The organism is Burkholderia sp. IT-111MI5 (genome assembly GCF_949752865.1).
Taxonomy (GTDB): domain Bacteria; phylum Pseudomonadota; class Gammaproteobacteria; order Burkholderiales; family Burkholderiaceae; genus Burkholderia; species Burkholderia pyrrocinia_C.
Map to the genome: position 1 here is coordinate 279,954 of NZ_CATKIF010000033.1, position 24,074 is coordinate 304,027.

Annotated in this window: 25 protein-coding genes and 1 pseudogene; 15 read left to right on the plus strand and 11 right to left on the minus strand. The window is 66.5% G+C overall.

Going from position 1 to position 24,074, the window contains the following annotated elements:
• The first annotated feature begins 45 nt into the window (after positions 1-45).
• Positions 46-924 carry a MurR/RpiR family transcriptional regulator gene (locus ACM6JT_RS23075; protein WP_034180425.1) on the plus strand — a complete coding sequence of 293 codons (879 nt, stop codon included), beginning with the start codon at positions 46-48 and terminating at the stop codon, positions 922-924.
• A gap of 27 nt (positions 925-951) precedes the next feature.
• Here the strand turns inward: ACM6JT_RS23075 and ACM6JT_RS23080 are convergent, their stop codons facing one another.
• Positions 952-2,298 (minus strand): AAA-associated domain-containing protein, encoded by a 1,347-nt coding sequence (locus ACM6JT_RS23080; protein WP_414857370.1) that lies wholly within the window; start codon positions 2,296-2,298, stop codon positions 952-954.
• 11 nt (positions 2,299-2,309) lie between these two features.
• Positions 2,310-4,064: an ABC transporter permease gene (locus ACM6JT_RS23085; RefSeq protein WP_414857371.1), complete on the minus strand. Its 1,755-nt coding sequence runs from the start codon at positions 4,062-4,064 to the stop codon at positions 2,310-2,312.
• 20 nt (positions 4,065-4,084) lie between these two features.
• Between ACM6JT_RS23085 and ACM6JT_RS23090 the strand changes: the two genes are divergently transcribed.
• The 5 genes from ACM6JT_RS23090 (at position 4,085) to ACM6JT_RS23110 (ending at position 7,729) form a co-directional block, all read left to right on the plus strand.
• The gene (locus ACM6JT_RS23090; RefSeq protein ID WP_217587758.1) at positions 4,085-4,405 is read left to right on the plus strand and encodes a hypothetical protein; all 321 of its coding nucleotides are present in this window, start codon (positions 4,085-4,087) and stop codon (positions 4,403-4,405) included.
• Positions 4,406-4,610: 205 nt separating this feature from the next.
• Positions 4,611-5,555: a metallophosphoesterase family protein gene (locus ACM6JT_RS23095; RefSeq protein WP_034180429.1), complete on the plus strand. Its 945-nt coding sequence runs from the start codon at positions 4,611-4,613 to the stop codon at positions 5,553-5,555.
• Between the two features lie 19 nt (positions 5,556-5,574).
• Positions 5,575-5,913, plus strand: coding sequence for a cupredoxin family copper-binding protein (locus ACM6JT_RS23100; RefSeq protein WP_414857372.1), 339 nt, complete (start codon positions 5,575-5,577; stop codon positions 5,911-5,913).
• Positions 5,914-6,007: 94 nt separating this feature from the next.
• Positions 6,008-6,469 (plus strand): cupin domain-containing protein, encoded by a 462-nt coding sequence (locus ACM6JT_RS23105; RefSeq protein ID WP_414857373.1) that lies wholly within the window; start codon positions 6,008-6,010, stop codon positions 6,467-6,469.
• 120 nt (positions 6,470-6,589) lie between these two features.
• Complete coding sequence (locus ACM6JT_RS23110) at positions 6,590-7,729, plus strand: patatin-like phospholipase family protein (RefSeq protein WP_414857374.1); 1,140 nt, start codon at positions 6,590-6,592, stop codon at positions 7,727-7,729.
• Between the two features lie 39 nt (positions 7,730-7,768).
• Here ACM6JT_RS23110 and ACM6JT_RS23115 read toward each other — a convergent pair whose 3' ends face one another.
• Together ACM6JT_RS23115 and ACM6JT_RS23120 are read right to left on the minus strand one after the other, a co-directional pair.
• Complete coding sequence (locus tag ACM6JT_RS23115; RefSeq protein ID WP_414857375.1) at positions 7,769-8,923, minus strand: alpha/beta fold hydrolase; 1,155 nt, start codon at positions 8,921-8,923, stop codon at positions 7,769-7,771.
• A gap of 133 nt (positions 8,924-9,056) precedes the next feature.
• Positions 9,057-9,719, minus strand: coding sequence for an HAD family hydrolase (locus ACM6JT_RS23120; RefSeq protein WP_414857376.1), 663 nt, complete (start codon positions 9,717-9,719; stop codon positions 9,057-9,059).
• A 72-nt stretch (positions 9,720-9,791) separates the two neighbouring features.
• Between ACM6JT_RS23120 and ACM6JT_RS23125 the strand changes: the two genes are divergently transcribed.
• The 6 genes from ACM6JT_RS23125 to ACM6JT_RS23150 all read left to right on the plus strand — a co-directional run bounded on the left by ACM6JT_RS23125 (position 9,792) and on the right by ACM6JT_RS23150 (position 14,881).
• Positions 9,792-10,241 carry a hypothetical protein gene (locus ACM6JT_RS23125; protein ID WP_414857377.1) on the plus strand — a complete coding sequence of 150 codons (450 nt, stop codon included), beginning with the start codon at positions 9,792-9,794 and terminating at the stop codon, positions 10,239-10,241.
• Positions 10,242-10,361: 120 nt separating this feature from the next.
• On the plus strand, positions 10,362-10,871 hold the full coding sequence (locus ACM6JT_RS23130; protein ID WP_414857378.1) for a pyridoxamine 5'-phosphate oxidase family protein: 510 nt from the start codon (positions 10,362-10,364) through the stop codon (positions 10,869-10,871).
• Between the two features lie 131 nt (positions 10,872-11,002).
• The gene (locus tag ACM6JT_RS23135; protein ID WP_414857494.1) at positions 11,003-12,538 is read left to right on the plus strand and encodes a phytoene desaturase family protein; all 1,536 of its coding nucleotides are present in this window, start codon (positions 11,003-11,005) and stop codon (positions 12,536-12,538) included.
• Between the two features lie 130 nt (positions 12,539-12,668).
• The gene (locus ACM6JT_RS23140) at positions 12,669-13,127 is read left to right on the plus strand and encodes an MEKHLA domain-containing protein (protein WP_414857379.1); all 459 of its coding nucleotides are present in this window, start codon (positions 12,669-12,671) and stop codon (positions 13,125-13,127) included.
• Between the two features lie 301 nt (positions 13,128-13,428).
• The gene (locus tag ACM6JT_RS23145) at positions 13,429-13,737 is read left to right on the plus strand and encodes an ArsR/SmtB family transcription factor (RefSeq protein ID WP_034180436.1); all 309 of its coding nucleotides are present in this window, start codon (positions 13,429-13,431) and stop codon (positions 13,735-13,737) included.
• An 82-nt stretch (positions 13,738-13,819) separates the two neighbouring features.
• Positions 13,820-14,881 carry an alkene reductase gene (locus tag ACM6JT_RS23150; protein WP_034180437.1) on the plus strand — a complete coding sequence of 354 codons (1,062 nt, stop codon included), beginning with the start codon at positions 13,820-13,822 and terminating at the stop codon, positions 14,879-14,881.
• A 17-nt stretch (positions 14,882-14,898) separates the two neighbouring features.
• On the opposite strand, the gene ACM6JT_RS23155 is transcribed toward ACM6JT_RS23150, so the two are convergent.
• Positions 14,899-15,426, minus strand: coding sequence for a GNAT family N-acetyltransferase (locus ACM6JT_RS23155; protein ID WP_414857380.1), 528 nt, complete (start codon positions 15,424-15,426; stop codon positions 14,899-14,901).
• 87 nt (positions 15,427-15,513) lie between these two features.
• Here ACM6JT_RS23155 and ACM6JT_RS23160 point away from each other — a divergent pair, with 87 nt between their 5' ends.
• Both ACM6JT_RS23160 and ACM6JT_RS23165 read left to right on the plus strand, forming a co-directional pair.
• On the plus strand, positions 15,514-16,125 hold the full coding sequence (locus ACM6JT_RS23160) for a LysE family translocator (RefSeq protein ID WP_414857381.1): 612 nt from the start codon (positions 15,514-15,516) through the stop codon (positions 16,123-16,125).
• A gap of 39 nt (positions 16,126-16,164) precedes the next feature.
• The gene (locus tag ACM6JT_RS23165; protein ID WP_414857382.1) at positions 16,165-16,503 is read left to right on the plus strand and encodes a hypothetical protein; all 339 of its coding nucleotides are present in this window, start codon (positions 16,165-16,167) and stop codon (positions 16,501-16,503) included.
• Here the strand turns inward: ACM6JT_RS23165 and ACM6JT_RS23170 are convergent.
• Positions 16,481-17,479: a phosphatidylinositol-specific phospholipase C gene (locus ACM6JT_RS23170; protein ID WP_414857383.1), complete on the minus strand. Its 999-nt coding sequence runs from the start codon at positions 17,477-17,479 to the stop codon at positions 16,481-16,483. The two genes, ACM6JT_RS23165 and ACM6JT_RS23170, sit on opposite strands and share 23 nt — an antisense overlap.
• Positions 17,480-17,485: 6 nt before the next feature.
• On the opposite strand from ACM6JT_RS23170, the gene ACM6JT_RS23175 reads away from it, so the two are divergent.
• Positions 17,486-18,508: a LacI family DNA-binding transcriptional regulator gene (locus tag ACM6JT_RS23175; RefSeq protein ID WP_414857384.1), complete on the plus strand. Its 1,023-nt coding sequence runs from the start codon at positions 17,486-17,488 to the stop codon at positions 18,506-18,508.
• Between the two features lie 32 nt (positions 18,509-18,540).
• Here the strand turns inward: ACM6JT_RS23175 and ACM6JT_RS23180 are convergent, their stop codons facing one another.
• The 5 genes and pseudogenes from ACM6JT_RS23180 to ACM6JT_RS23200 form a co-directional block, all read right to left on the minus strand.
• Positions 18,541-19,401: a carbohydrate ABC transporter permease gene (locus tag ACM6JT_RS23180; protein WP_414857385.1), complete on the minus strand. Its 861-nt coding sequence runs from the start codon at positions 19,399-19,401 to the stop codon at positions 18,541-18,543.
• A pseudogene (locus tag ACM6JT_RS23185) lies at positions 19,401-20,267 on the minus strand (carbohydrate ABC transporter permease); the annotation flags it as partial. The pseudogene ACM6JT_RS23185 and the gene ACM6JT_RS23180, both read right to left, overlap by 1 nt.
• A 34-nt stretch (positions 20,268-20,301) precedes the next feature.
• Positions 20,302-21,540: an ABC transporter substrate-binding protein gene (locus ACM6JT_RS23190; RefSeq protein WP_414857386.1), complete on the minus strand. Its 1,239-nt coding sequence runs from the start codon at positions 21,538-21,540 to the stop codon at positions 20,302-20,304.
• A gap of 195 nt (positions 21,541-21,735) precedes the next feature.
• On the minus strand, positions 21,736-22,944 hold the full coding sequence (locus tag ACM6JT_RS23195) for a porin (RefSeq protein ID WP_414857387.1): 1,209 nt from the start codon (positions 22,942-22,944) through the stop codon (positions 21,736-21,738).
• Positions 22,945-23,100: 156 nt separating this feature from the next.
• A complete protein-coding gene (locus ACM6JT_RS23200) occupies positions 23,101-24,039 on the minus strand; it encodes a helix-turn-helix domain-containing protein (RefSeq protein ID WP_414857388.1) in 939 nt (312 codons plus the stop codon).
• Positions 24,040-24,074: the final 35 nt, after the last annotated feature.

The following is a 24,074-nucleotide window of genomic DNA, read 5'->3' on the forward strand; positions in this document are numbered from 1 at the left end:
GCACGTCTGCCGTTTGTCATTCAGATAAGAGAGCTGGAGTGCCCGATGGGGACGAGCATCAGGGCGTTGCTGTTATCCCAGATGGATAGCTTCACGCCGTCGGAACAGAAGGTTGCGCAGGCGTTGCTGGATCGCTATCCGAGCCTCGGCCTCGGGCCGATCGCGAGCTTCGCGAAGCAGGCTGAAGTCAGCGATCCGACCGTGTTCCGCTTTGTCGGCCGGATCGGCTTTCCGAATTACTCGTCGTTCCAGCAGGCGCTGTACGACGAGATCGACACGGCGATGAATTCGCCGCTCGCGCGAATGGATGCGTTCCATTCGGAAACGGGCCTGCGCGACAGCCATTCGGCGATTTTCCAGCGGCTGTCCGAATCGCTCGCGGCCACGATCGAAGGGCTCGACGCGGCGGCGTTCGACGCAGCCGTGGCGTTGCTGGCCGATACCGACATCCGCATCTTCTGCGGCGGCGGGCGCTACACGGCGCCGCTCGCGTCGCTGTTTTCGTTCACGCTGGCCTATGCGCGCCCGCACGTGCAGTACGTCGAACCGAACGTGAATCTCGCGTCGGTCGCACTGACCGACATGGGGCGCAACGACGTGCTCGTCATCTTCGACTTTCGCCGCTACCAGAAGGACAGCATCCGCTTCGCGCAGGCCGCGCACCGGCTCGGCACGCGGATCCTGCTGATCACCGACGAATGGATGTCGCCGATCGGCAAGTTCGCGGAGATCGTGCTGCGGATCCACGGGCGCCCGTTCGCGATGCTGCAGACCAATGTGCCGGCGCTGGCGCTCGCGGAAGCGCTCGTGATCGGCGTGACGAACCGGCTGCCGGAACTGGCGCGGCAGCGGATGGAGAAGATCGAGCATCTCAGTACCGGCGGGATCGATCTGGACGCCAACCAGCGCGATTTGCCCGAATGACGATCGCTCGCCATTCGGGTGCGGGCATCAACTCTCGACATCCTCGAGACTGAACACCTCGGTCTTGTCGTTATACGAAAAGACTTCGCCGTAACGCCCCCAGTCGATCACCGCGTCGAGCGTTTCCTCGGCCGCTTCGTCCGACAGGAAATCCTCGAGCTCCTGCTCGAAGCGTACGCGCGGCGCACGATGGCCCGGACGCTCGTTCAGCACCTTCCTGATCCGTGCGGCGAGCGGTACGTGCTTCAGCAGATGATCCGCGAACATCAGCTTGCGCTCCTGCGTGCCGAATTCCGCGAACACGCGCGCGGGCGGCGTCAGGAACACGTCGCCTTCCCGCACGTCCGCAAAGCCGAGATACTGCAGCACTTCGGCGATCGGGAACAGTTCGTCGACTTCCAGATGCAGCGTGCGCGCGATTTCCGGCATGTCCGCGCGGCCATGGTACGGCGCCATCGCGAGCGTTTCGATCAGGCCGGCCATCAGGTTGGTCGACACCTGCGGCAGCCAGCTGCCGAGCTCTAGCCCCTTCTTCGTCGCCTCGTTGGTCTGGCGGGCCGTCATCTTCGCGTAGATGTCGTCGACGAGCTTGCGGAAATCGGTGTCGAGCCGGTTGCGCGGGTGCTTGAACGGCACCTTGATCTCGGCGATCACGCGGCCCGGATTCGACGACAGCACGAGGATCCGGTCGCACATGAACACGGCTTCCTCGATGTTGTGCGTGACGATCAGCACCGACTTGATCGGCATCCGCCCTTGCGTCCACAGGTCGAGCAGGTCGGTACGCAGCGTCTCGGCCGTCAGCACGTCGAGCGCGGAGAATGGTTCGTCCATCAGCAGGATCGTCGGATCGACGACGAGCGCGCGCGCAAAACCCACGCGCTGGCGCATGCCGCCCGACAGCTCGCGCGGATACGCGTTCTCGAAACCGTCGAGACCGATCAGGTCGATCGCGGCCAGCGCGCGCTCGCGCCGCTCACCCGCGCCGACGCCGAGCGCTTCGAGGCCGGCCTCCACGTTCTGCAGCACGGTCAGCCACGGGAACAGCGCGAAGGTCTGGAACACCATCGCGACGCCTTCGGCCGGGCCGCGCAGCGGCTGGCCGAGGTAGGTCACTTCACCGCCGGTCGGCTCGATCAGCCCGGCGATGATTCGCAGCAGCGTCGACTTGCCCGAGCCCGATCGGCCGAGCAGCCCGACGATCTCGCCTTCGCGCAGCGACAGGTTCGCGTCGTCGAGCACGAGCAGTTCGCCTTGCGACTTGTTGAAGCCGCGGTTCACATGCTCGACGCGCAGGATTTCCTCGCCGAGGCGCGGCGGCTGCAGCGGCTGGGATGTCTTGGCAGGGGCGTTGATAACGGTCGAATTTTGCATCGCGCTTACTCTCAATCGAGACGGAGCCGGGATTCCGCATAGGCGTACATCGGACGCCACAACAGACGGTTGAACAAGGTAACGAACAGGGACATCACGGCGATGCCGAGGATGATCTTCGGGAAATCGCCGGCGGCAGTCATCTGCGCGATGTACGCGCCGAGGCCGTGCGCGACGACCTTCGTGTCGCCCCACTGCACGAACTCGGACACGATGCTCGCGTTCCACGCGCCGCCCGATGCGGTGATCGCGCCGGTCACGTAGTACGGGAAGATGCCGGGCAGGACCGCCTGCCGCCACCACTGCCAGCCGCGGATGCGGAAATTCTTCGTCGCTTCCTTGTAGTCGTTCGGATAGGACATCGCACCGGCGATCACGTTGAACAGGATGTACCACTGCGTGCCGAGCACGATCAGCGGCGACAGCCAGATGTCCGCGTTCAGGCGGAAGTGGACGATCACGATCACGAACACCGGGAACAGCAGGTTCGCCGGGAACGCGGCGAGGAACTGCGCGAGCGGCTGGATCTTCTCGGCCAGCGCGGGGCGCAGCCCGATCAGCACGCCGAGCGGCACCCAGATCACCGACGCGATCGCGATCAGCACCATCACGCGCAGCAGCGTGATGAGCCCGAGCACGAGCACGTGCCCGACTTCGCCCATCGTCACGCCGGTCGCGACGAAGCTGACGACGCGCCACACGACGTACACCGTCAGCACGATCACGAACACGCCCCACACGATGTCGCCGATGCGCGACGAGCGGCGTGCCGATGCACCGCGCGAGCGCGCTCCCTTCAGCGACGGCACGCGCAGCGGAATCCGCGCGGCCTGCGACAGCAGCCAGCCGGCCGGCACGAGCAACTGATGAATCAGGTGCGTGCGGCGCATCATGTCGAGCAGCCACGATTGCGGCGCATCGCCGGACGCGGTGTTCTCCATCCGGAACTTGTCGGCCCACGCAACGAGCGGGCGAAACAGGAACTGGTCATAAGCCAGGATCACGACCGACATCGCGACGATCACCCAGCCGACCGCGCCTATATTCTTGGCCGAGATCGCCTGCGCGAGATACGCGCCGATCCCCGGCAGCGTGATCGTCTGGTTGCCGACCGTGATCGCCTCCGACGCGACGACGAAGAACCAGCCGCCCGACATCGACATCATCATGTTCCAGATCAGGCCCGGCATCGAGAACGGCACCTCGAGCTTCCAGAAGCGCTGCCACGGCGTCAGGTGAAAGCCGCGCGACACCTCGCTCAGGTCGCGCGGCACCGTGCGCAGCGACTGGTAGAAGCTGAACGTCATGTTCCATGCCTGGCTCGTGAAGATCGCGAAGATCGCCGCGAGTTCCGCGCCGAGCACGCGGCCCGGAAACAGCGCGAGGAAGAACGTGACCGTGAACGAGATATAGCCGAGCACCGGCACCGACTGCAGGATGTCGAGGATCGGGATCAGCACCATGCCCGCACGGCGGCTTTTCGCGGCGAGCGTGCCGTAGACGAGCGTGAACACGAGCGACGCGACCATCGCGGCCAGCATCCGCAGTGTGGTGCGCAGCGCGTATTCGGGCAGGTTCGACGGATCTAGCGAGATCTTCTGCGTCTGCAGCACGCCGATCGGCGCCATCGTTTGATGGAAACCGACGATCGCCATCGCCAGCAGGCAGATGATCAGCGGAAACGCAACGGCATCCCAGCGGTTGGGGAGCACGCGCCACGCCGAGGCGTTCGCGGTGCGATTCGGATCGAAGAACCTGATATCCATCGGTAGCGTCTTGTGTCGGATTGAAATTCGATGGGACCGGCCGCGGGCCGGGCGTTGCGTCGGCCGGCGCCGCTGCCGACCTGCAGGATCAGCTCGACGGGCAGCAGCTGCACGATGCCGAATGCGACGGCGCCGCTCGACACGAGCACGCCGAACAGGTTCCAGAGGCCCGACCAGACCACGGCCAGGTGATGCCGCAGGCAATGATCGGGAAAAACAGCGCGAAGCTGAGGGTGCGCGTGCGGTGGCTGACCGCGCCGCTGGTTTCCGTTGCCGCGAGATTCGGCATGAAGGGGCTCCGGATAGGTGACTCGGTGTCGCAGGCTATCGGGCGGCCATGACGCAAATGTGACGTATCGATTACAGGACATTAACAAGTCATCGTTCGGCATCCCGACGGCCGCCTTGCGCGTCCGCCGGCACCGGTGCCCGAATTCGCACATCTCGGGAATAAAACCGTCGCCGCACCGGTATGGCACACGAAGGCGCCGGTTTATTCCAGGACGACCCGGCCGTCCCGTTTCGTCATACGATTGCGAGGCTCCCATGTCTTCATCGAATCCCACCCGCCCGTCGCGCCGCAAGGCCCTGCAGTGCATGGCCTTCGGCGGCCTCGGCACGCTGTTTACGCTGTCGGGCGGCATCCTGACGCCGTTCGACCTCGCGCTCGCGCAAACCGGCGACGCGCGCCCGGCCGACGCGGGCCGGCCGCTGTTCGTGCAGATCAGCGACACGCACATCGGCTTCAACAAGGATGCCAACCCCGACGTGTCGGCCACGCTGCGGCAGACGATCGAACTCGTCAACGGGATGCCGGCGATGCCCGCACTGACCATCCATACCGGCGACATCACGCACCTGTCCAAGCCGGAGGAATTCGACCGCGCGTCGCAACTGCTGTCCGCGCTGCGCGTGTCGGAACTGCATACGGTGCCCGGCGAGCACGACGTCACCGACGGTTCGGGCGCCGAATATTTCAGCCGCTTCGGCAAAGCGTCGGACAACCGCGGCTATTACAGCTTCGATCACGCGGGCGTGCACTTCATCGGCCTCGTCAACGTGATGCATTTCAAGCCGAACGGGCTCGGCAGCTTCGGCGACGACCAGCTCGCGTGGCTCGCGCAGGATCTGAAGGGCCGCTCGTCGAGCACGCCGATCGTCGTGTTCTCGCACATGCCGATGTGGACCATCTACGAACCGTGGGGCTGGGGCACCGGCGACGCGCCGCAGACGATGGCGATGCTGCGCCGTTTCGGCTCGGTCACCGTGCTGAACGGGCACATCCACCAGATCGTGTCGAAGGTCGAGGGCAACATCACCTTCCACACCGCGCGCTCGACCGCTTTCCCGCAGCCGACGGCCGGCAACGGCCCGGGCCCCGTGCCGCTCACGGTGCCGCGCGACCAGTTGCCGAAGATGCTCGGCGTGACGACGGTGGAGTTCGCCGGCCACCCGGCTGCGTCGGCGCTGCACGACGCGACGCTGGCCTGATAGACCTAAGGAGACCGACATGACCCGCTTCAAGCAACCAAAAATCATCGCAGCGCTGATCCTGTGTGCGGCCGCCGGCACGCCGCCCGCCGCGTTCGCGCAGGGCCCGGACGGCCCGCTGGTCACGATCCGAAACTTCATGTTTTCGCCGATGTCGACCACGATCAAGGCCGGCACGACGCTCACGTGGAAGAACCTCGACGCGGAGCCGCACACCGTCGTCAACGACGCCGGCATCTTTCATTCGAAGGCGCTCGACCAGGACGAGACGTACTCGTTCCGCTTCGACAAGCCGGGCGTCTACAAGGTGTTCTGCGGGATTCATCCGTACATGAAGGGGACGATCACCGTCGAATGAAGCGGCCCGCCACGAAACGCGCGGACGAACGGCGGGCGGCAGCCGCCTACAATGGCAACCGTCCCATTCGCCCGCGTGGCAAACGGAGCCGCCCATGCCCAGGATCGACCTCAACGCCGTGCCCGAACGCCGCGGCAGCGGCTATCCGCGGCCGTTCGACGCGCCGTGCGCGCAGCGCATCCGCCAGCGCCTCGGCGACGCCGGCGGGCTGCACGATTTCGGCGTCAACCTGATGCGCGTGCCGCCGGGCGGCTGGTCGAGCCAGCGCCACTGGCATTCCGACGAAGACGAATTCGTGTACGTGCTCGAAGGCGAACTCGTGATGATCGAGGACGGCGGCGAGACCGTGCTGCACGCGGGCGACTGCGCGGCGTTTCCGAAAGGCTCCGGCAACGGCCATCACCTCGTCAACCGGTCGGACGCGGTCGCCGTCTATCTCGAGGTCGGCTCGCGCTCGCCGGACGACGTGATCACCTGCCCCGACATCGACATGATGAGCCCGAGCCGCGACGGCCGGTTCCTGCACAAGGACGGCACGCCGTACCCGGACGCGTGACGCCCGCCGCACCGCGGCGCATGCCTGCCGATGCGCATCGGTCGATCCCCCGCCGCCGATCGCCTACACTGAATCGAACTGTTCGGATCCGACCCACCGTCACACGCAGCGAGGCAAGTCATGACCGCGAGCCAGCCGACACGAATGGATCTCCCCGGGCAAGTCGTGCTCGTGCTCCAGGGCGGCGGCGCACTGGGTGCGTACCAGCTCGGCGTGTTCCAGGCGATGGACGAAGCCGGCATCCGGCCCGACTGGGTGGTCGGCACGTCGATCGGCGCGATCAACGCGGCGCTGATCGCCGGGAATCCGCCGGAGCGGCGCTACGAGAAGATGCTGGCGTTCTGGCAGCGCGTGACCGAACGGACCCGCTTCGACGTGCCCGCGCTGCTGCCCGGCTGGGACAAGATGCTGGCCGAGCTGATGATCATCGGCGGCGGCATCACGGGCTTCTTCCAGCCCAATCCGGCATCGTGGCTCGGGCCGATGGTCCGCCTCGGCGTCGATCGCGCGTCGTACTACCGGATCGCGCCGCTGCGCGACACGCTCGCGTCGCTGATCGATCCCGGCCTGCTGAACGCGGGCCACCCGCGCCTGACCGTCAGCGCGGTCAATGCGTGCACGGGCACGATGCGCTATTTCGATTCGCGCGACACGCACCTGGGCGTCGACCACATCATGAGCTCGGGCGCGCTGCCGCCCGCGTTCCCGGCGATACGGATCGACGGCGAGCCGTACTGGGATGGCGGCGTGTATTCGAATACGCCGGTCGAGGTCGTGCTCGACGACAATCCGCGCCGGAGTTCGATCATCTTCTCGGTACAGATGTGGAATCCGGCCGGCCCCGAGCCCGAGAGCATCTGGCAGGTGTCGGAACGGCAGAAGGACATCCAGTACGCGAGCCGCACCGACAGCCACATCGCGCGCCAGCAGCAGATCCACCGGCTGCGCCACGTGATCCGCGAGCTGGTCCGGCACGTGCCGGAAGCCGAACGCGCGTCGCCGGCCGTGCACCGGCTGGCCGCATGGGGATGCGAAACCACGATGCACCTGATCAAGCTCGCGGCACCGCGGCTCGACGGCGACAATCAGCTGAAGGACATCGATTTCACGCCGGCCGGCATCGCGGCCCGCCGGCAGGCCGGCTACGACGCCGCGAAACGGGCCATCGCAGCACACCCGTGGAACCTGCCGATGGACCCGACGGAAGGATTGACGGTATTCGATCCGGACGCGCCGCCGGTTGCTGAAAAAACGGCATGACGTGCGGCGTCGCATCGCGCGCCGATCGCATCGGCGCGATCAGGTGGGCGCGGCCGGCGCGGTTCCGGCGACGACCGGACACGATTGCGGCAACGCCCGGCCGAACAGCACGGCCAGCCCGCAGGCGGACGTGAACATGCCGAGATTGTCGTGCCCGACGCCCGGCACTTCGACGACCTGCTGCGCGAGATCGTCCGGATGCCGCTTCTTCAGGTAGTCGAAATACGCGAGCCCGCGCGCGAGCCGGTACGGCCCTTGCGCCATCGCCGCGCACGAACGGTCGATGAAATGCGTGTACGGGTTCGTGTCGGCCTGCCCGAGCAGGTACACGACATGGCGCGCGACGTAGCGCGTTTCGAGATCGCGCACGTCCTGCGACGCGACGTAAGGCGGCGCCGACTTCAGCCCGTATTTCCATTCCGTCGCACGCGGGCAGGCACCGCCCGCGATTGCTTGCGCGTCCGGCCGTTCGTCGTCGAAATACAGGTAGCTCGACGGGTTCGCGACCACATAGCGCACGGCGATGCCGGCCTGCACCAGCGCATCGCCTTCGTGCCCGGCCACCGCGTAGCGCTGCAACAATTGCGCGCCGGCCGAATGACCGATCACGACCACGGTCGACAGCGCGGGATACAGGCTGCGATCGGCGAAATGCGCGAGCAATGCATCGAGCGCGGCGAACGAACTGACCGGGCCCGGCTGGCGCGCCGGTTCGCCGCCCTTCCATCCTTCCTGGGTCCAGGCCAGCGTCTGCGCGGGCAGCGAGAACGCGCGCGTATCGGCGCGCGTCAGGAACTGCGGGGCGACGACCATCGTGCCCTGCCCGGCCGCGCCGGCCTTCTCGACGACCTTGAGCCCCGACGCATAGTACGCATCGGCATTTCGCAGCGTGCCGTGAATCACGATGAACACGCGCGTGACATCGGGCGCGACCGTGTCGAGCGGATGATCGGCGTAGACGGGCAACACTGCGCTGCCCTGCGGCGTAGCGACGGCCACGCGCTGGTCGGCGACGGCCTTGACCGGGGCTTCGAGACGTTCGCGCTGCGTGGCGGCATCGGCCGGACGCGCGCCGCCCAGCACGCCGATTGCGGCACCGGCTGCCGCGAGCGTAATCGCGTATGACAGGTTTCGGACGGCCGGCAGCACGCGCGAGAGCCGGATTCTTGCAAAGGCGACGGAAATGAGTGACATGGCGACGGACCTGGATGCGAATATGACTTTAACGGCGATGGTCGCAGAATCCGTCGCGCGCTGCCGATCCGTTGCGGAAAACGGCTCAGTCGGCCGGTTTTGCACCATGTTCGGCGTCGACTCGCGCTTCACCCTAAGCACGCTGCATCCGCCGCACGATCGCGGCCAGTTCGCCGATATGCGCGGTCACCGCCTGCTTGCCCGCGCGCGCCCATGCGTCGAACGACGTCATCCCGCTCACCGTGCCGACAAACGGCACGCCGGCGCGCTCGGCCGCCTGCGCGTCCACCGCATGGTCGCCCACGTAGATCGCCGCAGCGGCCGGCAAGCCAAGCCGCGCCAGCGCCAGCTCGAGCCCTTCCGGATCCGGCTTGTGACACTGCACGTCTTCTCCGCCGATCAGCACGTCGACCAGCGACTGCAATCCGTTCAACGCGAGGATTGCGTCGATCCGGTAACGAAACTTCGACGAAACGATCGCGACCGCGAGACCCTGCTCGCGCAGACGCGCGAGCAGCGGCGGGACTTCGGGATAGATGCGCGTGCCGTGCACCATGATCTCGTCGGCGCGCGCCACGAAGTGCCGCTCGAACGCGTCGGCCCGCGCGGGGTCGGTTTCGCCTGTCAACGAACGGAACATTTCGCGCAGCGGCAGCCCGATCACGAAGCCGATCTGCGCAGGCGTCGCGCCGGCGGCGCCAAGCTGGTGCAACGCGTACTCCGTGCATTCGATGATCGCGGCGGACGAATCCGCCAACGTCAGATCGAAGTCGAATATGACGGCCCGAACAGGCATGAAAGATCTCCTCAAACAAGAAAGGCCCGCGCGCGACGCGCAGACCGTTTCACAGCATAGGCAAAGAGGTCAGTGAACGGTTCGCATATCGAGGTGCAGACGTCCGTACTGAAGCACGTGTGTTTTTCAAGTATGCGGCCGCCACTGCGAACGCACACCGTCGATCACCACACCGATGCCGGCGCAGCCATTACCGGGCGGCAGCCGTCGGAACTGGCGGCATGTCAAGCGACGACCCGAAAACGCTCGACAAGCTACGTGCGCAGCTCGGTGAATCAAGAAGGCGATGTGATTGGCTCCCGGATTGCAGCGCGCACGGAAAATCAGGCCGGCACCTCGAATGCATGTTGCCACAATAATGCACGTCGTATACATTTGCATGTAGTGCATTTCTTCGCCTATGGGGTGTCGCTCGGCTTGGTTTCAGTGTTCGCTCTTGGCGCAGGCCTGCACGTCGCTACGTACCTTATCTCCATGGAGGCGGGCATCGGAATACTGTCGTCCGGTAGATCGCTGTCGTGAAAGCGACTTCGAGAACTGACGACGTATCGAGATCGAGGTGCACGAACATGCGCCACCTGACCTTTTTCCACCGGGTTTCCCCGGTTTCCGGGGCTTCCTGAAACGCTGCCGCACATCATCATGAATGCAAGCGAACTCTTTCAACAAGCAACTGAAATCGCCAGTCATTGCGCCTTCTGTTTTGTCTCTTCGAACGACGCGTCCGGTCAGATCAACTCCAGAGTCGTCGAGGTTCTGGAGATCGGGAAGGACCTCACGATTCGTTTCATGACCGACTCGAGAACGCGCAAAGCGCTGGAGATTCGCCAGGGGAATACGATCAGTCTGTCCTTCCTCAGCATGGCTGACCGAGGATACGTCACGATCGGGACCGTCCCGACAGTCTCCGCGGAGACTGCGCTGAAGCAACGCATCTGGAAAGAATCACTGCGCACCTGGTTCCCCAACGGGCCGGACGATCCTTATGTAGTGACCGTTACCTGTGAGCCCGCCTGGGTTGAACTGTGGTCGCACATGCGGGGGGTTGCGCCTGATCCGCTGGGCCTCAACTCGGTCCGGCTGACTCGGAACGATGGCGGTTGGCACGCCCGGCATACGTTCCCGACCGAAGGCGAACCGTTGCATCCCTGACCGCCCTCTCGACGCGGCGAGCTACGCGTCGATCGCTGCCCTGTGGCGGCAAGTCGTTTTCGCTGGCGTTCGATGCGGTCGAGACTTGCCGCAACTTCACCATTTATGCACGATACGCAATATTGCTCATCGTGCAAATCATGAAGGATCGTATGACGAGCAATTGCAAGGAACCCGTCGTCGTGATCGGCGCAGGCCTGGCCGGCCTGGCTGCCGCGCTGACGCTGGCACGCAATGACAGACCCGTCGTCGTACTGGAGGCCTCGAACGAGGCCGGCGGCTGCTGTTCCACCACGACGGCCAATGGGTTCACATTCAATAACGGCGCGATGTATGTCGCGGTGCCCTCGCTCATTCGTGCGTCGTTCCGGCGCCTTGGTCTCGACTTCGATCGCGAGGTTCCGATGGTGGCCATTGAACGGCCTCACGTTACGCATCTGGAGAATGGAACGGCCGTTCATCTATCCAGTACCGGCACGTCGTATGTGGAAGGCGACAGGGAGGATACGCGGACACGGCAACTGCGTGACGGCCTTGGCAGGCTCCAACAGCAATGGGGCCCTGTCTACCGCACGCTGGTTGACGAAGTTCTGCCGCAGGAGCCTTCGCTTCTACGGACGTTAAGCAAACTATGGCGTTACCTGCCCCGCATGAACGGGCATGTCAGCCACCTGATCACGTCGCACTTCGCCGATGCGGACCTGCAGGCGGCGGTTGCATCGACACTGCTCTACACCGGGCAACCGCCCGATCGCCTTCCGGCAACGCAGATCATCGGCTTGCTGGCCATGCTGGAGGAGGGATTCCATTTGCCTCGCGCAGGCATGGGCGCCATCAGCTCCGTGATGGCGTGCGAACTGTCCAGACGGTCGGTGCCGATCAGGTTCGGTGCCCATGTACGCGAAGTCCTCGTGGAGAACGGGGCCGCTCGGGGCATCGTTCTTGCAGACGGCGAGCGCATCTCGACCGATTGCGTCGTGGCGACGTGTTCAGGTTTCGAAGTGGTCCGCCACCTGTTGCCCGCGCACGCCCTCCCTCGGCGGCTAGCGCACAAGGCTCGAGCGGCACCGCTATCGCATCGCGCGATTTCAATCCAGATCGGTTGCTCCGGAGCCGTGCTGCCACGCGCCTTCATTACCAATCATGTTCCCCCGATGCCACAACAGGCGGCCATGCATGTATCGACGCCCGGGGTTCCTCGCTGGCTCGCCTACACGTGTCCGTCACAGGTGCTGCCAGGGCTTGCGCCAAACGGCAAGGCAGTATTGGAACTGTATGCGCCGGCAACGGGAGTCGACTCTGCATCGAATTGGACGAGCGCGATGACGCAGGCCGTGGTCGGCGACTATCTCGACGCGATACAGGCCCATCTCCCCGGCCTTTGCCTGGAAGACGTCCGCGTATCGGATCCGCAGGATTTCGCGCGCGGACGACACCTATACGAAGGAGCGCTCTACGGCATTGCGCCGGGCACCACGCCCGACAAGTTCTTTCCGCATCGGACCGGGCTGCGCGGCCTCTATCTCGGAGGACAAACGACGTTCCCGGGGTATGGCGTACCCACGGCAATTTTCTCCGGCGTCCAGGCTGCGGAAGCGGTCGTGCAGGACATGCGGGGGCATGTGCGGGTTGCGCCTTGCATGACTTCGGGCAGGTCGATCCAGTGAAGCGGAAAACTTGAGCAGGATCTTCATCCGGGCGTTTTCGAACTATCCGGGAGAATCGGTGACCACCCCAGCGTCGAACGAAGCTGCTGTATCGTAACGGCTTCCGATATTTCCGGGTGTGATGTGTCAGATGACTCCGCTCTTTCGCAATCCAGCCTTCTATCAGTTGCTTGCCGACAGCCATGCTCGACTGCTCGGTCGCCCGCTCGTGCCGGCCACCGTTCCCGAGAATGACGCAACCGAGTGGCTCTATGAGAGCGCCCCGTTCGCAGTGCTTGCACACAACACCGACCTCGATCCGCTTTTTATCTATGCCAACAAGGCCGCGCAGCGCCGATTCGGATATGGCTGGGATGAAATCACCCGGCTTCCGTCCCGGCTCTCCGCCGAAGCGCCGAATCGCGAGGAACGGCAGCAATTCCTCGCACGTGTACAGCGGCTCGGTTACGAGACCGGATACAAAGGGGTTCGCATCACGAAATCCGGCCAGCGCTTCATGATCGAGGAAGCAACCCTGTGGCAACTTCTCGATACGGATGGCGGATTGCACGGCCAGGCAGTCGTCATTCCCCGTACACGTGACATCTGATTGCATTACCCGCGGTCCGCGCGACACAACGCAAAGCCGGAATTGATTGCGCCCCCAACCGGAGAAGGAGCACGTGCGGCGATCGTGCGTGCAGCGCCCGACCACCCGGCGCATCGTGATCGATGGTTGGCTCTGGCCCCATGGCATGTGCCGGTCAACCTCGCGCGACGATAGCGAATCGCCTCGATCGACAGCTATCACCCCCATAGCCAGCAGGGCTTTCAAACATATCGTCAAATTCCGATATATGATTCGCCCATCGACGATACCCGTCTACCCGACCGAAACAACCGCTCCATCCATGCCGACCGAAATCGACATCGACGCGATCCTGAAAGCGCTGTCCAACCCCGTGCGCCGCGAAATCCTCAACTGGCTGAAAACGCCGGGCGAGCATTTTCCGGCGCAGACGCTGCCGTACGACCACGGCGTCTGCGCGGGGCAGATCGACGCGCGCTGCGGGCTGTCGCAGTCGACCGTTTCCGCGCACCTCGCGACGCTGCAGCGCGCGGGGCTCGTGACGTCGACGCGGATCGGCCAGTGGGCGTTCTTCCGGCGCAACGAGGCCGTCATCGACGCATTTCACGACGCTTTGCGCCGCGATCTCTAGCCAACCGGCCGTATCGGCCACGCGGGCCCGCGTTGCGCATGACGCGACGGCGCGCCCGCCTTTCGTGAAGAGGTTATCTGCCATGCCCACGCTGTTCGATCCCGTTACCCTCGGCGAACTGACCCTGCCGAACCGCATCGTGATGGCGCCGCTCACCCGCTCCCGGGCGGGCGCGACGCGCGTGCCGAACGCATTGATGGCCCGCTATTACGCCGAGCGCGCATCGGCCGGCCTGATCATTACCGAGGCGACCTCGGTCACGCCGCAGGGCGTCGGTTACGCGGACACGCCCGGCATCTGGTCCGACGAGCAGGTCGAAGGCTGGAAGCAAGTGACGCAGGCCGTGCACGCGGCCGGCGGGCGCATCGTGCTGCAACTCTGGCACGTCGGCCGGATCTCCGATCCTGTATTCCTGAACGGCGACCTGCCGGTCGCGCCGAGCGCGATCGCCGCGGGCGGCCACGTGAGCCTCGTGCGTCCGCAGCGTCCGTACGTGACGCCGCGCGCGCTCGAACTCGACGAAATTCCGGGCATCGTCGCCGCATACCGCAAGGGTGCCGAAAACGCTAAGGCGGCCGGCTTCGACGGCGTCGAGATCCACGGCGCGAACGGCTACCTGCTCGACCAGTTCCTGCAGGACAGCACCAATCGCCGCACCGATGCCTACGGCGGCCCGATCGAGAACCGCGCGCGCCTGCTGCTCGAAGTGGTCGACGCGGCGATCGACGTGTGGGGCGCCGGCCGTGTCGGCGTGCACCTCGCGCCGCGCGGCGACGCGCACACGATGGGCGATTCCGATCCGGCGGCAACGTTCGGCTATGTCGCGCGCGAGCTGGGCCGCCGCAAGATCGCGTTCATCTTCACGCGCGAATCGTATTCGGGCGACCACTTGAGCCCGCACCTGAAGGAAGCGTTCGGCGGCCCGCTGATCGCGAACGAGCAGTTCACGCTCGACACCGCGCAGGCCGCACTCGCAAGCGGCAGCGCCGACGCGATCGCATGGGGCAAGCTGTTCATCGCGAACCCCGACCTGCCGCGCCGCCTCGAACTCGGCGCGCCGCTGAACCAGCCGGTGCCGGAAACGTTCTACGCGGAAGGCGAAACAGGCTACACCGACTACCCGGCGCTGAGCGACGCGGCCTGACGGCCGGCAGCACGTGTTCAGGCGCGCACGTCCGCGCGCATGAACACGCGCTGTGTCTCGTCGAGCCCGCGCGCGACGTGATGCGCGCGGACCGCGCGCAGCGTGTCGTCGAGCGACGCGTCGTCGATGATCCGGAAACCGAGGCGCGCGTAGTACGGCGCGTTCCACGGTGCGTCGCGGAACGTCGACAGCACGACCTGCGCGATCCCGCCCGCCGCCGCGCGCGCGTTGATCGCTTCGATCAGGCGCGCGCCGATCCGCTGTCCGGCATGCGACGGCGCGACATCCAGTTCCTCCAGATACAGCCGCTGCGCATCGAGCAGCCGGTAGAACGCAAACCCGACGCACGCGCCCTGCGCATCGACCGCGACAAGCGCGCGGCTGTCGTCGATACGCGCAAGCACGTCGGCCGCATCGGTCGGCTCGCCATCGGCGATGTCGGTCATGCCGATCTCGCGAAACCGCTGCGCGGCGGCGACCTCCACGGCGGCCATCGCGGCCGCGTCTTCCCGCGTGGCGGGACGGATCAGGATCGATGCAGTCATGACGGCAATTCAGGCAGGCAGTCTGGAACGGCCGTCACTATAATCGAAACTTCATACGTTTCGAACGCCCCACCCACGAGGTCCGTCATGACGTTGTCCGCGCTTGCCGTCTTCGCCTTCGCCCTGCTCGTCACCGCCGGCACGCCCGGCCCGAGCGTCGCCGCGCTCGTCGCGCGCGTGCTGACGAACGGCGTGCGAGACGTGCTGCCGTTCCTCGCGGCGATGTGGCTCGGCGAAGCGCTGTGGCTCACGCTCGCGGTCGCCGGGCTGTCCGCGTTCGCACGCACGTTCGAGACGGGCCTGATCGTGCTGAAGCTGCTCGGCGTCGCGTACCTGCTGTTCCTTGCGTGGAAGATGTGGACCGCGCCGACCGGGACGGGCTCGGACGACCTGCCGCGCGGCCAGTCGCCGTGGCGCATGTTCGTCGCGGGCATGCTGGTCACGCTCGGCAATCCGAAGATCATGCTGTTCTATCTCGCGCTGCTGCCGACCATCGTCGATCTGACGCACGTGGGCGTTCTCGCGTGGGCCGAACTCGTCGGCACGATGCTCGCGGTGCTGATCCTCGCCGACTGCTTCTGGTCGCTGCTCGCGGTGCGCGCGCGGGCTTTTCTCACTTCGGCGCGCGCGAAACGGATCGCGAACCGCACGAGCGCGACCGCAATGGCCGGTGCGGCGGTGGCGATCGCGACGCGGTAGCCCGCCGATCCCGCGCCACACCGCCCCCTGCCGCCCGCCATGTCGCAACTCGGGAAGATTCCTGCCGCACTCGCCGCGCAATCGATTTCCCGTCGCGAGATCGTGCTTCCGCTCGACGCCGCGCTCGAGTGCATCGATTATTGCGAGCGTCATCGCATTCCGATCTACGGGTGGGAAGGCTGGGTTCTGACTGCCGACGGACGAGTCGGACATGGCAGCGCGCCGCAGGGCACCGTGAGTCTTGAAGACTTGCCGCTTGAAGATGCCGCCGCGTTCTGCCGCAGCACGATGGTGTCCGACGCACAGGCGTGGCGCGACGAGTCCCCCGAAACGACCGACCGGCTCCATTTCTGCATCACGATCGGCAACGCGCGCTGAGCGTCGTAACCGTGCAATCGCACCGGCACCCGGCCGGCGATCCGCAACAGCAATCCGATCGTTGCCCCCGTAGGGATTCACCATGAAAACCTGGCGCATGGTCGTTGCACCCGATCAGCGCGCGCACCAGCGCCCAGTCGTCGTCATCGCAGAAATCAAGCAGCATCGCACCGCACGAACCGCGCTGCTCGCGCAATCGTTCGGCCAGCCGTGCATGAATGCCCTGCACCCGGCCGTCGCCGTGCGCGACCGTCGACGGATTCGCGCCCATCCCCGTCCCGCTGCAGAAGTTGATCGCCCATCGGCCGCTTTCCGGCGTCGGCAGATGCGTGAGCAACGTGTCGATCGCGCGCCACTTCCAGCCGATCGACGCGGCCACCGGCACGCGGTATTCGTCCTGGATCACGAACGCACCGTCGGGATGATCGATCGTGAACGTCGCGTTGTCGGGCCACGCGGTCAGGTCGATACCGAGCGGCCTGCCGCTGCGAAAGCGCCGCAGCAGCACGACCGCGCCGCGCACGTCGCCGAGCGCGGGCAGCGTGCCGCCGGCATGCCAGCGCAGCCGCGGGTGGCGCGCGCGATGCGCGTCGAACGTCGCATCGAAGCCGCGCGTGCACGCGTGCGCCGGCCATTCTTCCTTCACCGACATCACGATGCATTCGCGCGGATGCGCATCGAGAAAGCGCGTACAGGTTGCCAGCACGTCGTCGAACGTCATGCCGAGCGCGACGCCGCCGTGATGGATGTCGAACACGTCGCGCACGTGCCGGCAGCGGATATCGAGCAGCCGCACGCCGTGCGCGAGCTGCGCGTCGAGCGGCGCGCGCTGCGTGCGCACGAGCCGATCGTCGACGGTATACGCACAGGTGTCATGGCTGCCCGGTAGGGTCATCGTATGCAGCAGCCGCGCATCGTCGAGCGCCGACATCCAGTCGGCGGGCGGCGCGCACGTATCGTGGCTCGAACGGATCATGACTCAATGAATGACAAGGAAAGAAAACCGTGGGTAACGGCGTCGGATGTCGCGGCGCGCGCCGGTGTGTCGCGCTCCGCGGTGTCGCGCGCGTTCTCGCCGACGGCGAGCATCGCGCCGCAAACGCGCGAACGCGTGATGGTCGCCGCGCGTGCGCTCGGCTACCAGGTCAACCTGATCGCGCGCGACATGATCACGCAGCGCAGCAGTATGATCGGCGTCGTGACGGCCGGCTTCGAGAATCCGTTTCGCGCGCGGCTGCTGACGGCCCTGATGGCCGCGCTCGGGCAGCGCGCACTCACGCCGCTCGTGACCAACGCGGAAGATCCGCGCCAGGTGCGGCAATCGCTCGAGCAACTGCTCAGCTACCGGATCGCGGGCCTCGTGATGACGTCCGCGTCGCCGCCGCTGTCGGTGGCGCAGCAGTATCTCGAACACCGGATCCCCGTCGTGATGATCAACCGCGACGCGAACCTGCCGGGCGCGGATGTCGTCGTCAGCGACAACGCGGCGGGCGCCGCTCATGCGGCGCAGCGGCTCGTGCGGGCCGGCGCGCGCCGGCTCGCGTTCGTCGGGCCGCGCGGCGCGAGCTACAGCGCGCAGTCGCGCGCCGCGGCGTTCGAGCATGCGATCGGGCGCGGTGACGCATTCGACGCGACGCTCACGCGCGTGCTCGACACGCCGTCCGACACGCATGCATGCGGGATCGACGCCGCACGGCAACTGTTCGCGTCCGGCGAGCGGCCCGACGGCGTGTTCTGTTCGTCCGACCTGCTCGCACTCGGCGTGATCGACGCCGCGCGCAGCGAATTCGGGTTGCGCGTACCGGACGACCTGCGCGTGATCGGCTTCGACGACATCCCGGCCGCCGAATACGACGCCTATCGGCTGACGACGCTCCGGCAGGACACGCGCGGCCTCGCGCATGCGGCGGTCGACCTGCTTGCCGACCGGATGCAGACGTTCGACGGCCCGTCGCGCACGCGTGTCGTGCCGGTCACGCAGGTGGTGCGGCATAGCTGCGCATGACACGGTGAAATCGGGCGCGGCGTTGCCGCGCGTCACTTCAACCCGCCCGCGAATCCGCGCAACAGGTAGCGCTGCACATAACCGGCCACGGCCAGCGTGGGCAGCGACGCCATCAGCCCCGCGCTCATCAGGTCGCCCCAGTCGATGCCGTTCTCCGTCACATAACCGGCGATCGCGAGCGGCAGCGTGAAGCGGCTCGGCGTCGACACGAACAGCAGCGCGATCAGGAACTCGTTCCATGCGGCAATGAACACGAAGATCGCGGTCGCGATCAGCCCAGGCGCGCACAGCGGCAGCACGATCTGCACGAGCCGTCGGGCCAGCCCCGCGCCGTCGATGCATGCCGCTTCCTCGTATTCGACCGGCACGTCGCGCACGAACGCGAGCAGCATCCAGATTGCCATCGGCAACGCGTAAATCTGATACGCAAGCATCAGGCCGAGCGTCGAATCGAGCAGATGCAGCCGCTTCGCGAGCGCGAACAGCGGCACCGCGATCGTGATCGGCGGCATCAGCTTCAACGCCAGCACGAGCACCAGAAAAAGCAGGTCGAGCCGCGCCGGAAACCTCAGTCGCACGAGCGCATACGCAGCCGGAAACGCGAGCGCCAGCGCGAGCAGCGTCGTGCCGAATCCGACCAGCAGCGAATTGAAGAGCGGCGCGCCGATGCCGTTGGACCACACCGACGCGAAATGCTCGAAGGTCGGCGCGGCCGGCCAGATCCGCAACGGATGATCGAGCCGTTCGAGCGTCGGCATGAAGGCCGCGCCGGCCATCCACAGGCAAGGCAACAGCAACAGCGCGAGCGCGGCAACACGCAGCGCCCACGGCACCGCGCGACCGAATGCGGCGCCCGCTCGCGCGCGTGAGATGCCAGCGGGTTGCGCCGCCATGCGCGCCGCTTGCGAACCGTCTGCCATACATACCCCGAGACCAGCAGCGTGGACGCCGCGAGCATCAGCACCGACGCGGCACTCGCCGGACCGACGTTGAAGAAGCGAAAGCCCGTGTCGTAGATATAGGTCGACAGTGTCTGCGTCGCGTTGCCGGGGCCGCCGCCCGTCAGCGCATAGACCTTGTCGAACAGCTTGAACGTGTCGATCGAGCGCAGCAGCAGCGCGAGGCCGATCTGCGGCGCTGCGAGCGGCAGCGTGATGTCGCGCAGGCACTGCCACTCGCTCGCGCCGTCGGTGCGCGCGGCTTCGTACAGTTCGGTCGGAATCGACTGCAGCCCGGCCAGCACGATCAGGAACGCCATCGGCGTCCACTGCCACACATCGACGAGCGCGAGCGACCACAGCGCGAGATGCGGATCCGACAGCCAGCGCACGCCTTCGATGCCGAACGCCGCGAGCAACTTGTTCAGGAATCCGTCGAAGTTGAGCCAGTTGCGCCAGATCGCCGAACACACGAGCGTGGACAGCATCATCGGCAGGATCGCGAGCGGCAGCGCGATGCGCCGCCCCGGAAACGCACGCACGAACAGCAGCGCGAGGCCGAAGCCGAGCGCGACCTCGGCAAGCGACGCGACGATCGTGAAGCGCAGCGTATTGCCGAAACCGGCCGTGAACGCGTCGTCGCCGAGCACCGCGCGATAGTTCGCAAGCCCCGCGAACGCGCGGCGACCGGCCGCGTAGTCGACCCGGCAGAACGAGTCGATCAGCACCTGCGCGACCGGATACAGCGCGAGCGCGGCTAGCACCAGCAGTGCGGGACCGAGCAGCGCGACGAACGGCAGGCTGCGACCGAAGGCTTTCATGCGCGGGTTCCGGGCGATGTGTTGAAGCGGGCCGTCACTTGCCGGCCGCGGCCATCGCCTGTGCGATCTTCTGCTGCGCCTGGCGCAGCGCGGCGTCGGGCGCAGCCTGCCCGGTCAGCGCGAGCTGGAGCTGGTCGCCGAGAATGCTTTCCACCTGCTGCCAGTCCTTCACGCGCGGTCGCGCACGGCCGGCCTCGAGCGCCTTCAGTTGATCGGGATACCAGCGGTACTGGCGCACCAGCGCCGGATCGGCGAACACGCTGCGGCGGGTCGGCGGAATGCCGATGCCGGCGAGGCGCGTCTGCGTGTCGCGCGAGCTCAGGTAAGCCAGGAAGTCCTGCGCGAGCTTCGCATGCGGCGCGTCCTTCGGAATGCCCATCTGCCAGATGCCGAGCATCGGCGCCGGGCCGGCGGTCTGCCCGGGCGGCGGCTGCAGCGCGATCTGCCCGACCACACGCGACTGCTTCGGATCGTCGAGCGCCGGCACCCAAGCGGGCCACACCTCGATCGACTGCGCGGCCGTGCCGCGCTGCAGCGCATCGCGCACTTCCGCCGCGCCGTACACGTCGACGTCCTTCGGCGCGGACGCCTTCAGCGCGAGGAACGTCTTCAGCGCGGCCTGCGCCTCGCGCGAATCGATCGTCACGTTGCCGGCATGGTCGAACACGTCGCCGCCGTACGCCCACAGGATCGGCAGGAAGCCCGTCACGACCGGGTTGCCCTTCGTGCCGCGAAACACGACGCCCGACACGCTCTTGTCCGCGCCGCCGACGGTCTGCGCGATCTTCAGCACGTCGTCCCAGTTGCGCGGCGGCTGCAGCTTGTATTTCGCGAGCAGGTCCTTGCGGTACGCGAACATCTCGACGTTGCCGACGATCGGCAGCGCATACAGCGCGCCGGCTGCGTTGCGGCCGAGCGCGACGGCGGACGGCACGAGATCGGCGTCCGCGAGCGACGCCGGCAGCGGCTTCAGCCAGCCGTTGCCGATGAATTCGGGCGCCCACGTGTCGTCCATCATCACGAGGTCGTACGCGCCGGTGCCTTCGCGCATCGACAGCTTGAGCTTCTGGTACAGGTTCGCGTTCGGCAGCTTGAGCAGCTCGATCTCGGTGCCCGGGTGCAGTTTGTTGAAGCCGGCGACGGCGTCGGCCAGCCCCTTGCCGTAGATGTCGTCGCGGCCTGCGATGACGAGATCCGCGGCAACGGCGTGCGTGGCGGCGAAGGACAGCGCAAGGGCGGTGGACAGCGCGCGCAGGCGGCTCAGCAAGGTCATGAGGTCTCTCTCGTTCGGCGTGGTGGCGGGACAACCGGGCGTTGCACACGTGTGCAACGCGGGCGACGCTTCCGGCTGCCTGAAGCGAACGCCATTGTTCACGCCGATCGTTAAGAATTTATGGCACACGGCGGAAGAGACAGCCGCCGTGTCCTGCCGCCCCGCCCGCCTGACCGCCTGACCGCCCCGGCCCCGTCAGAAGTTCACGCGGATCCCGGCCATCACCGCCAGTTGCCGGCTCGAGTTGCTGTTCGCGAGCACCGGAATCTGCGCGTAGTTCGCCGCGTTGCCGTTCGTATCGGTGCCGAGCCCCGTGCCGCTCGCGATCTGGCCGATCGCGACCGCATACAGCGCCGTGCGCTTCGACAGGCTGTAGTTCGTGCCGACGTTCAGCTGGTGGAAACGCGTCGTGCCGCGCCCGTCGGTATGCGCGGCGTTGAAGATGTACGCGACGCCGCCCTGCAGCGCGGGCGTGAACATGTACGTGACGTTCAGCTCGCCGATGTCGAACGTGAACGCCTGCGTGCGCGGCTGCGCGGCGGTCGAGAAATAGCGGCTGTCGCCGAGGCGCGTATGCGTATAGGTAAGCGCAACCGTCGCCGCGCCGAACGTCACCGAGCCGCCCGCGCCGAACGCGCGCATCGAGCCGGCGTCCTGCAGCAGGCAGTACATCGCGCCCGGATTGCTGCACGCGAAATCGCCGATATAGCCGCTCGCGCCGCCGAGCGCCGCATCGAGAGGCTGGTGCAGGTCGAGGTAGCCGACCGAGAACGCCACCGGCGCGCGCGCGTACGTCGCGGCCACCGCATAACCGCGCTTCGCGGAAAAATCACCGGCCTGCCCGCCGAAGCTGAACGTACCGCCGAACGTGAGGCCGTTGAAATCGGCGCTGGTGAACTTCACCGCGTTGTTGAAGTTGAACGCGGCGTTCAGGTTGTCGACGTCGCCGAGATGCGAGCCGTACGGCGTCGCCCAGTTGTTGCTCGACACATACGCGCCCAGCATGTCCGTGTACGAGTCGTATTGCCGGCCGAGGCCGAGCGTGCCGATCCCGTCCTGGCGCAGCCCGACCCACGCCTGCCGGCTGAATGCGGTGCCGCCCTGCAGCGCCTGACCGTTCGCGGACAGGAACTGCTGCTCGAGCGTAAACACCGCGTCGAGCCCGCCGCCGAGCGGCTCGGCGCCCTGGAACCCGAAGCGGGACGGCACCAGGTTGCCGCCGCCCATCTGCCACGCATGGCCGCCGCCCGTGCTGCCGTCGGCGCGCGTGAACTGCTGGTTCGTCGAGTAGATGATGCCGGTGTCCACGGTGCCGTACAGCGTCACGCTGCCGGAGGCCTGCGCATGCGCGTGCATGCAACCCAGCGTAGCCGCGGCCGCGGCCAGTCGTCGTCCGATCTTCATGTCCCGTCCTCTGGTGTTATCGATTCGCAGTGCAAACCGATGATGTTGTCGATATGGGTGACGGGACTCTATCCAGCGAAAATTCAGGACCTCTATCGCAAATCGGCAAACGGTGGATCGCGCTGCCCGCGACGGTATCGTCGCGGTGCGCGTGCGTCAGTCGGGACGCGTCGTCTGGGAGGGCAGCTCGCCGAACAGGTCGCGATACTCGCGCGCGAAATAGCCGAGATGCGTAAAACCCCAGCTCGCGGCGGCCTCGCCGACGCCGAGCTGCTGTACCGGCGTCGTGCGCAGCATGCGCCGCACCGCGTTCAGCCGGATCGTGCGCAGATAACCGACCGGCGTGACGTCGGCAACGCGCTGGAAGCTGGTTTGCAGCGTACGGCGGCTGCAGCGCAGCGCGCGGCACAGTTCGAGCACGGTGACGGGCTCTTCGGGCCGGTCGCGCAGATGCTTCTCGCAGCGGCTCACGATATCGCTGTAGGTGGCATGCGTGATGTCGCGACGCTCGACGCCGATACCCTGTTCGAGCGCATCGAGGAACATGCCGAGCATCGTGTCGCGGAACATCTTGCGGGTGGCCGCGTATTCGAGGTGGCCCGGGTTGCGCTGCGCATCGTCGATCAGCGACGACAGCCGCACGCCGAGCGCGACGCCCTGCTCATCGGACAGCCGCGTCACGTGCCGCAGCTTGCGCGCGCCGGCCGCGCCGAATTCGGCTTCGCACAGCTCGTCGACCATGTCGGACGCCGCGCTGATCCCGACGAGCCCCATCCCTTCCGGCGTATGGAATTCGAAATCCTCGCCGGCGCGCAGCGCGAGCAGCGCATAACCGTCGACCGGCTGGCCCTGGAACGTGCCCGCGAGCGGCACGGACAGCGGCACCGCGAGCGACGTGCGTCCGGCCGGCGCGAGCCCGGTTTGCGCGACGCGCCGGTTGGTCGTTTCGCGGAAGAAGTGGAAATCGTCGTACAGCACCTGCGTGACCGTGCCCCTGAAGCGGCCCGGCGTCATCTGGCGGTAGACCTGATGCCAGCCCGCGATCGCGAGCCCGTGGTCGTGTACGTCTTCGTGCGAGCGTGACTGGAACAACATCGGCGCCTCCGGTAAAACCCTGATTCCTGGATGCG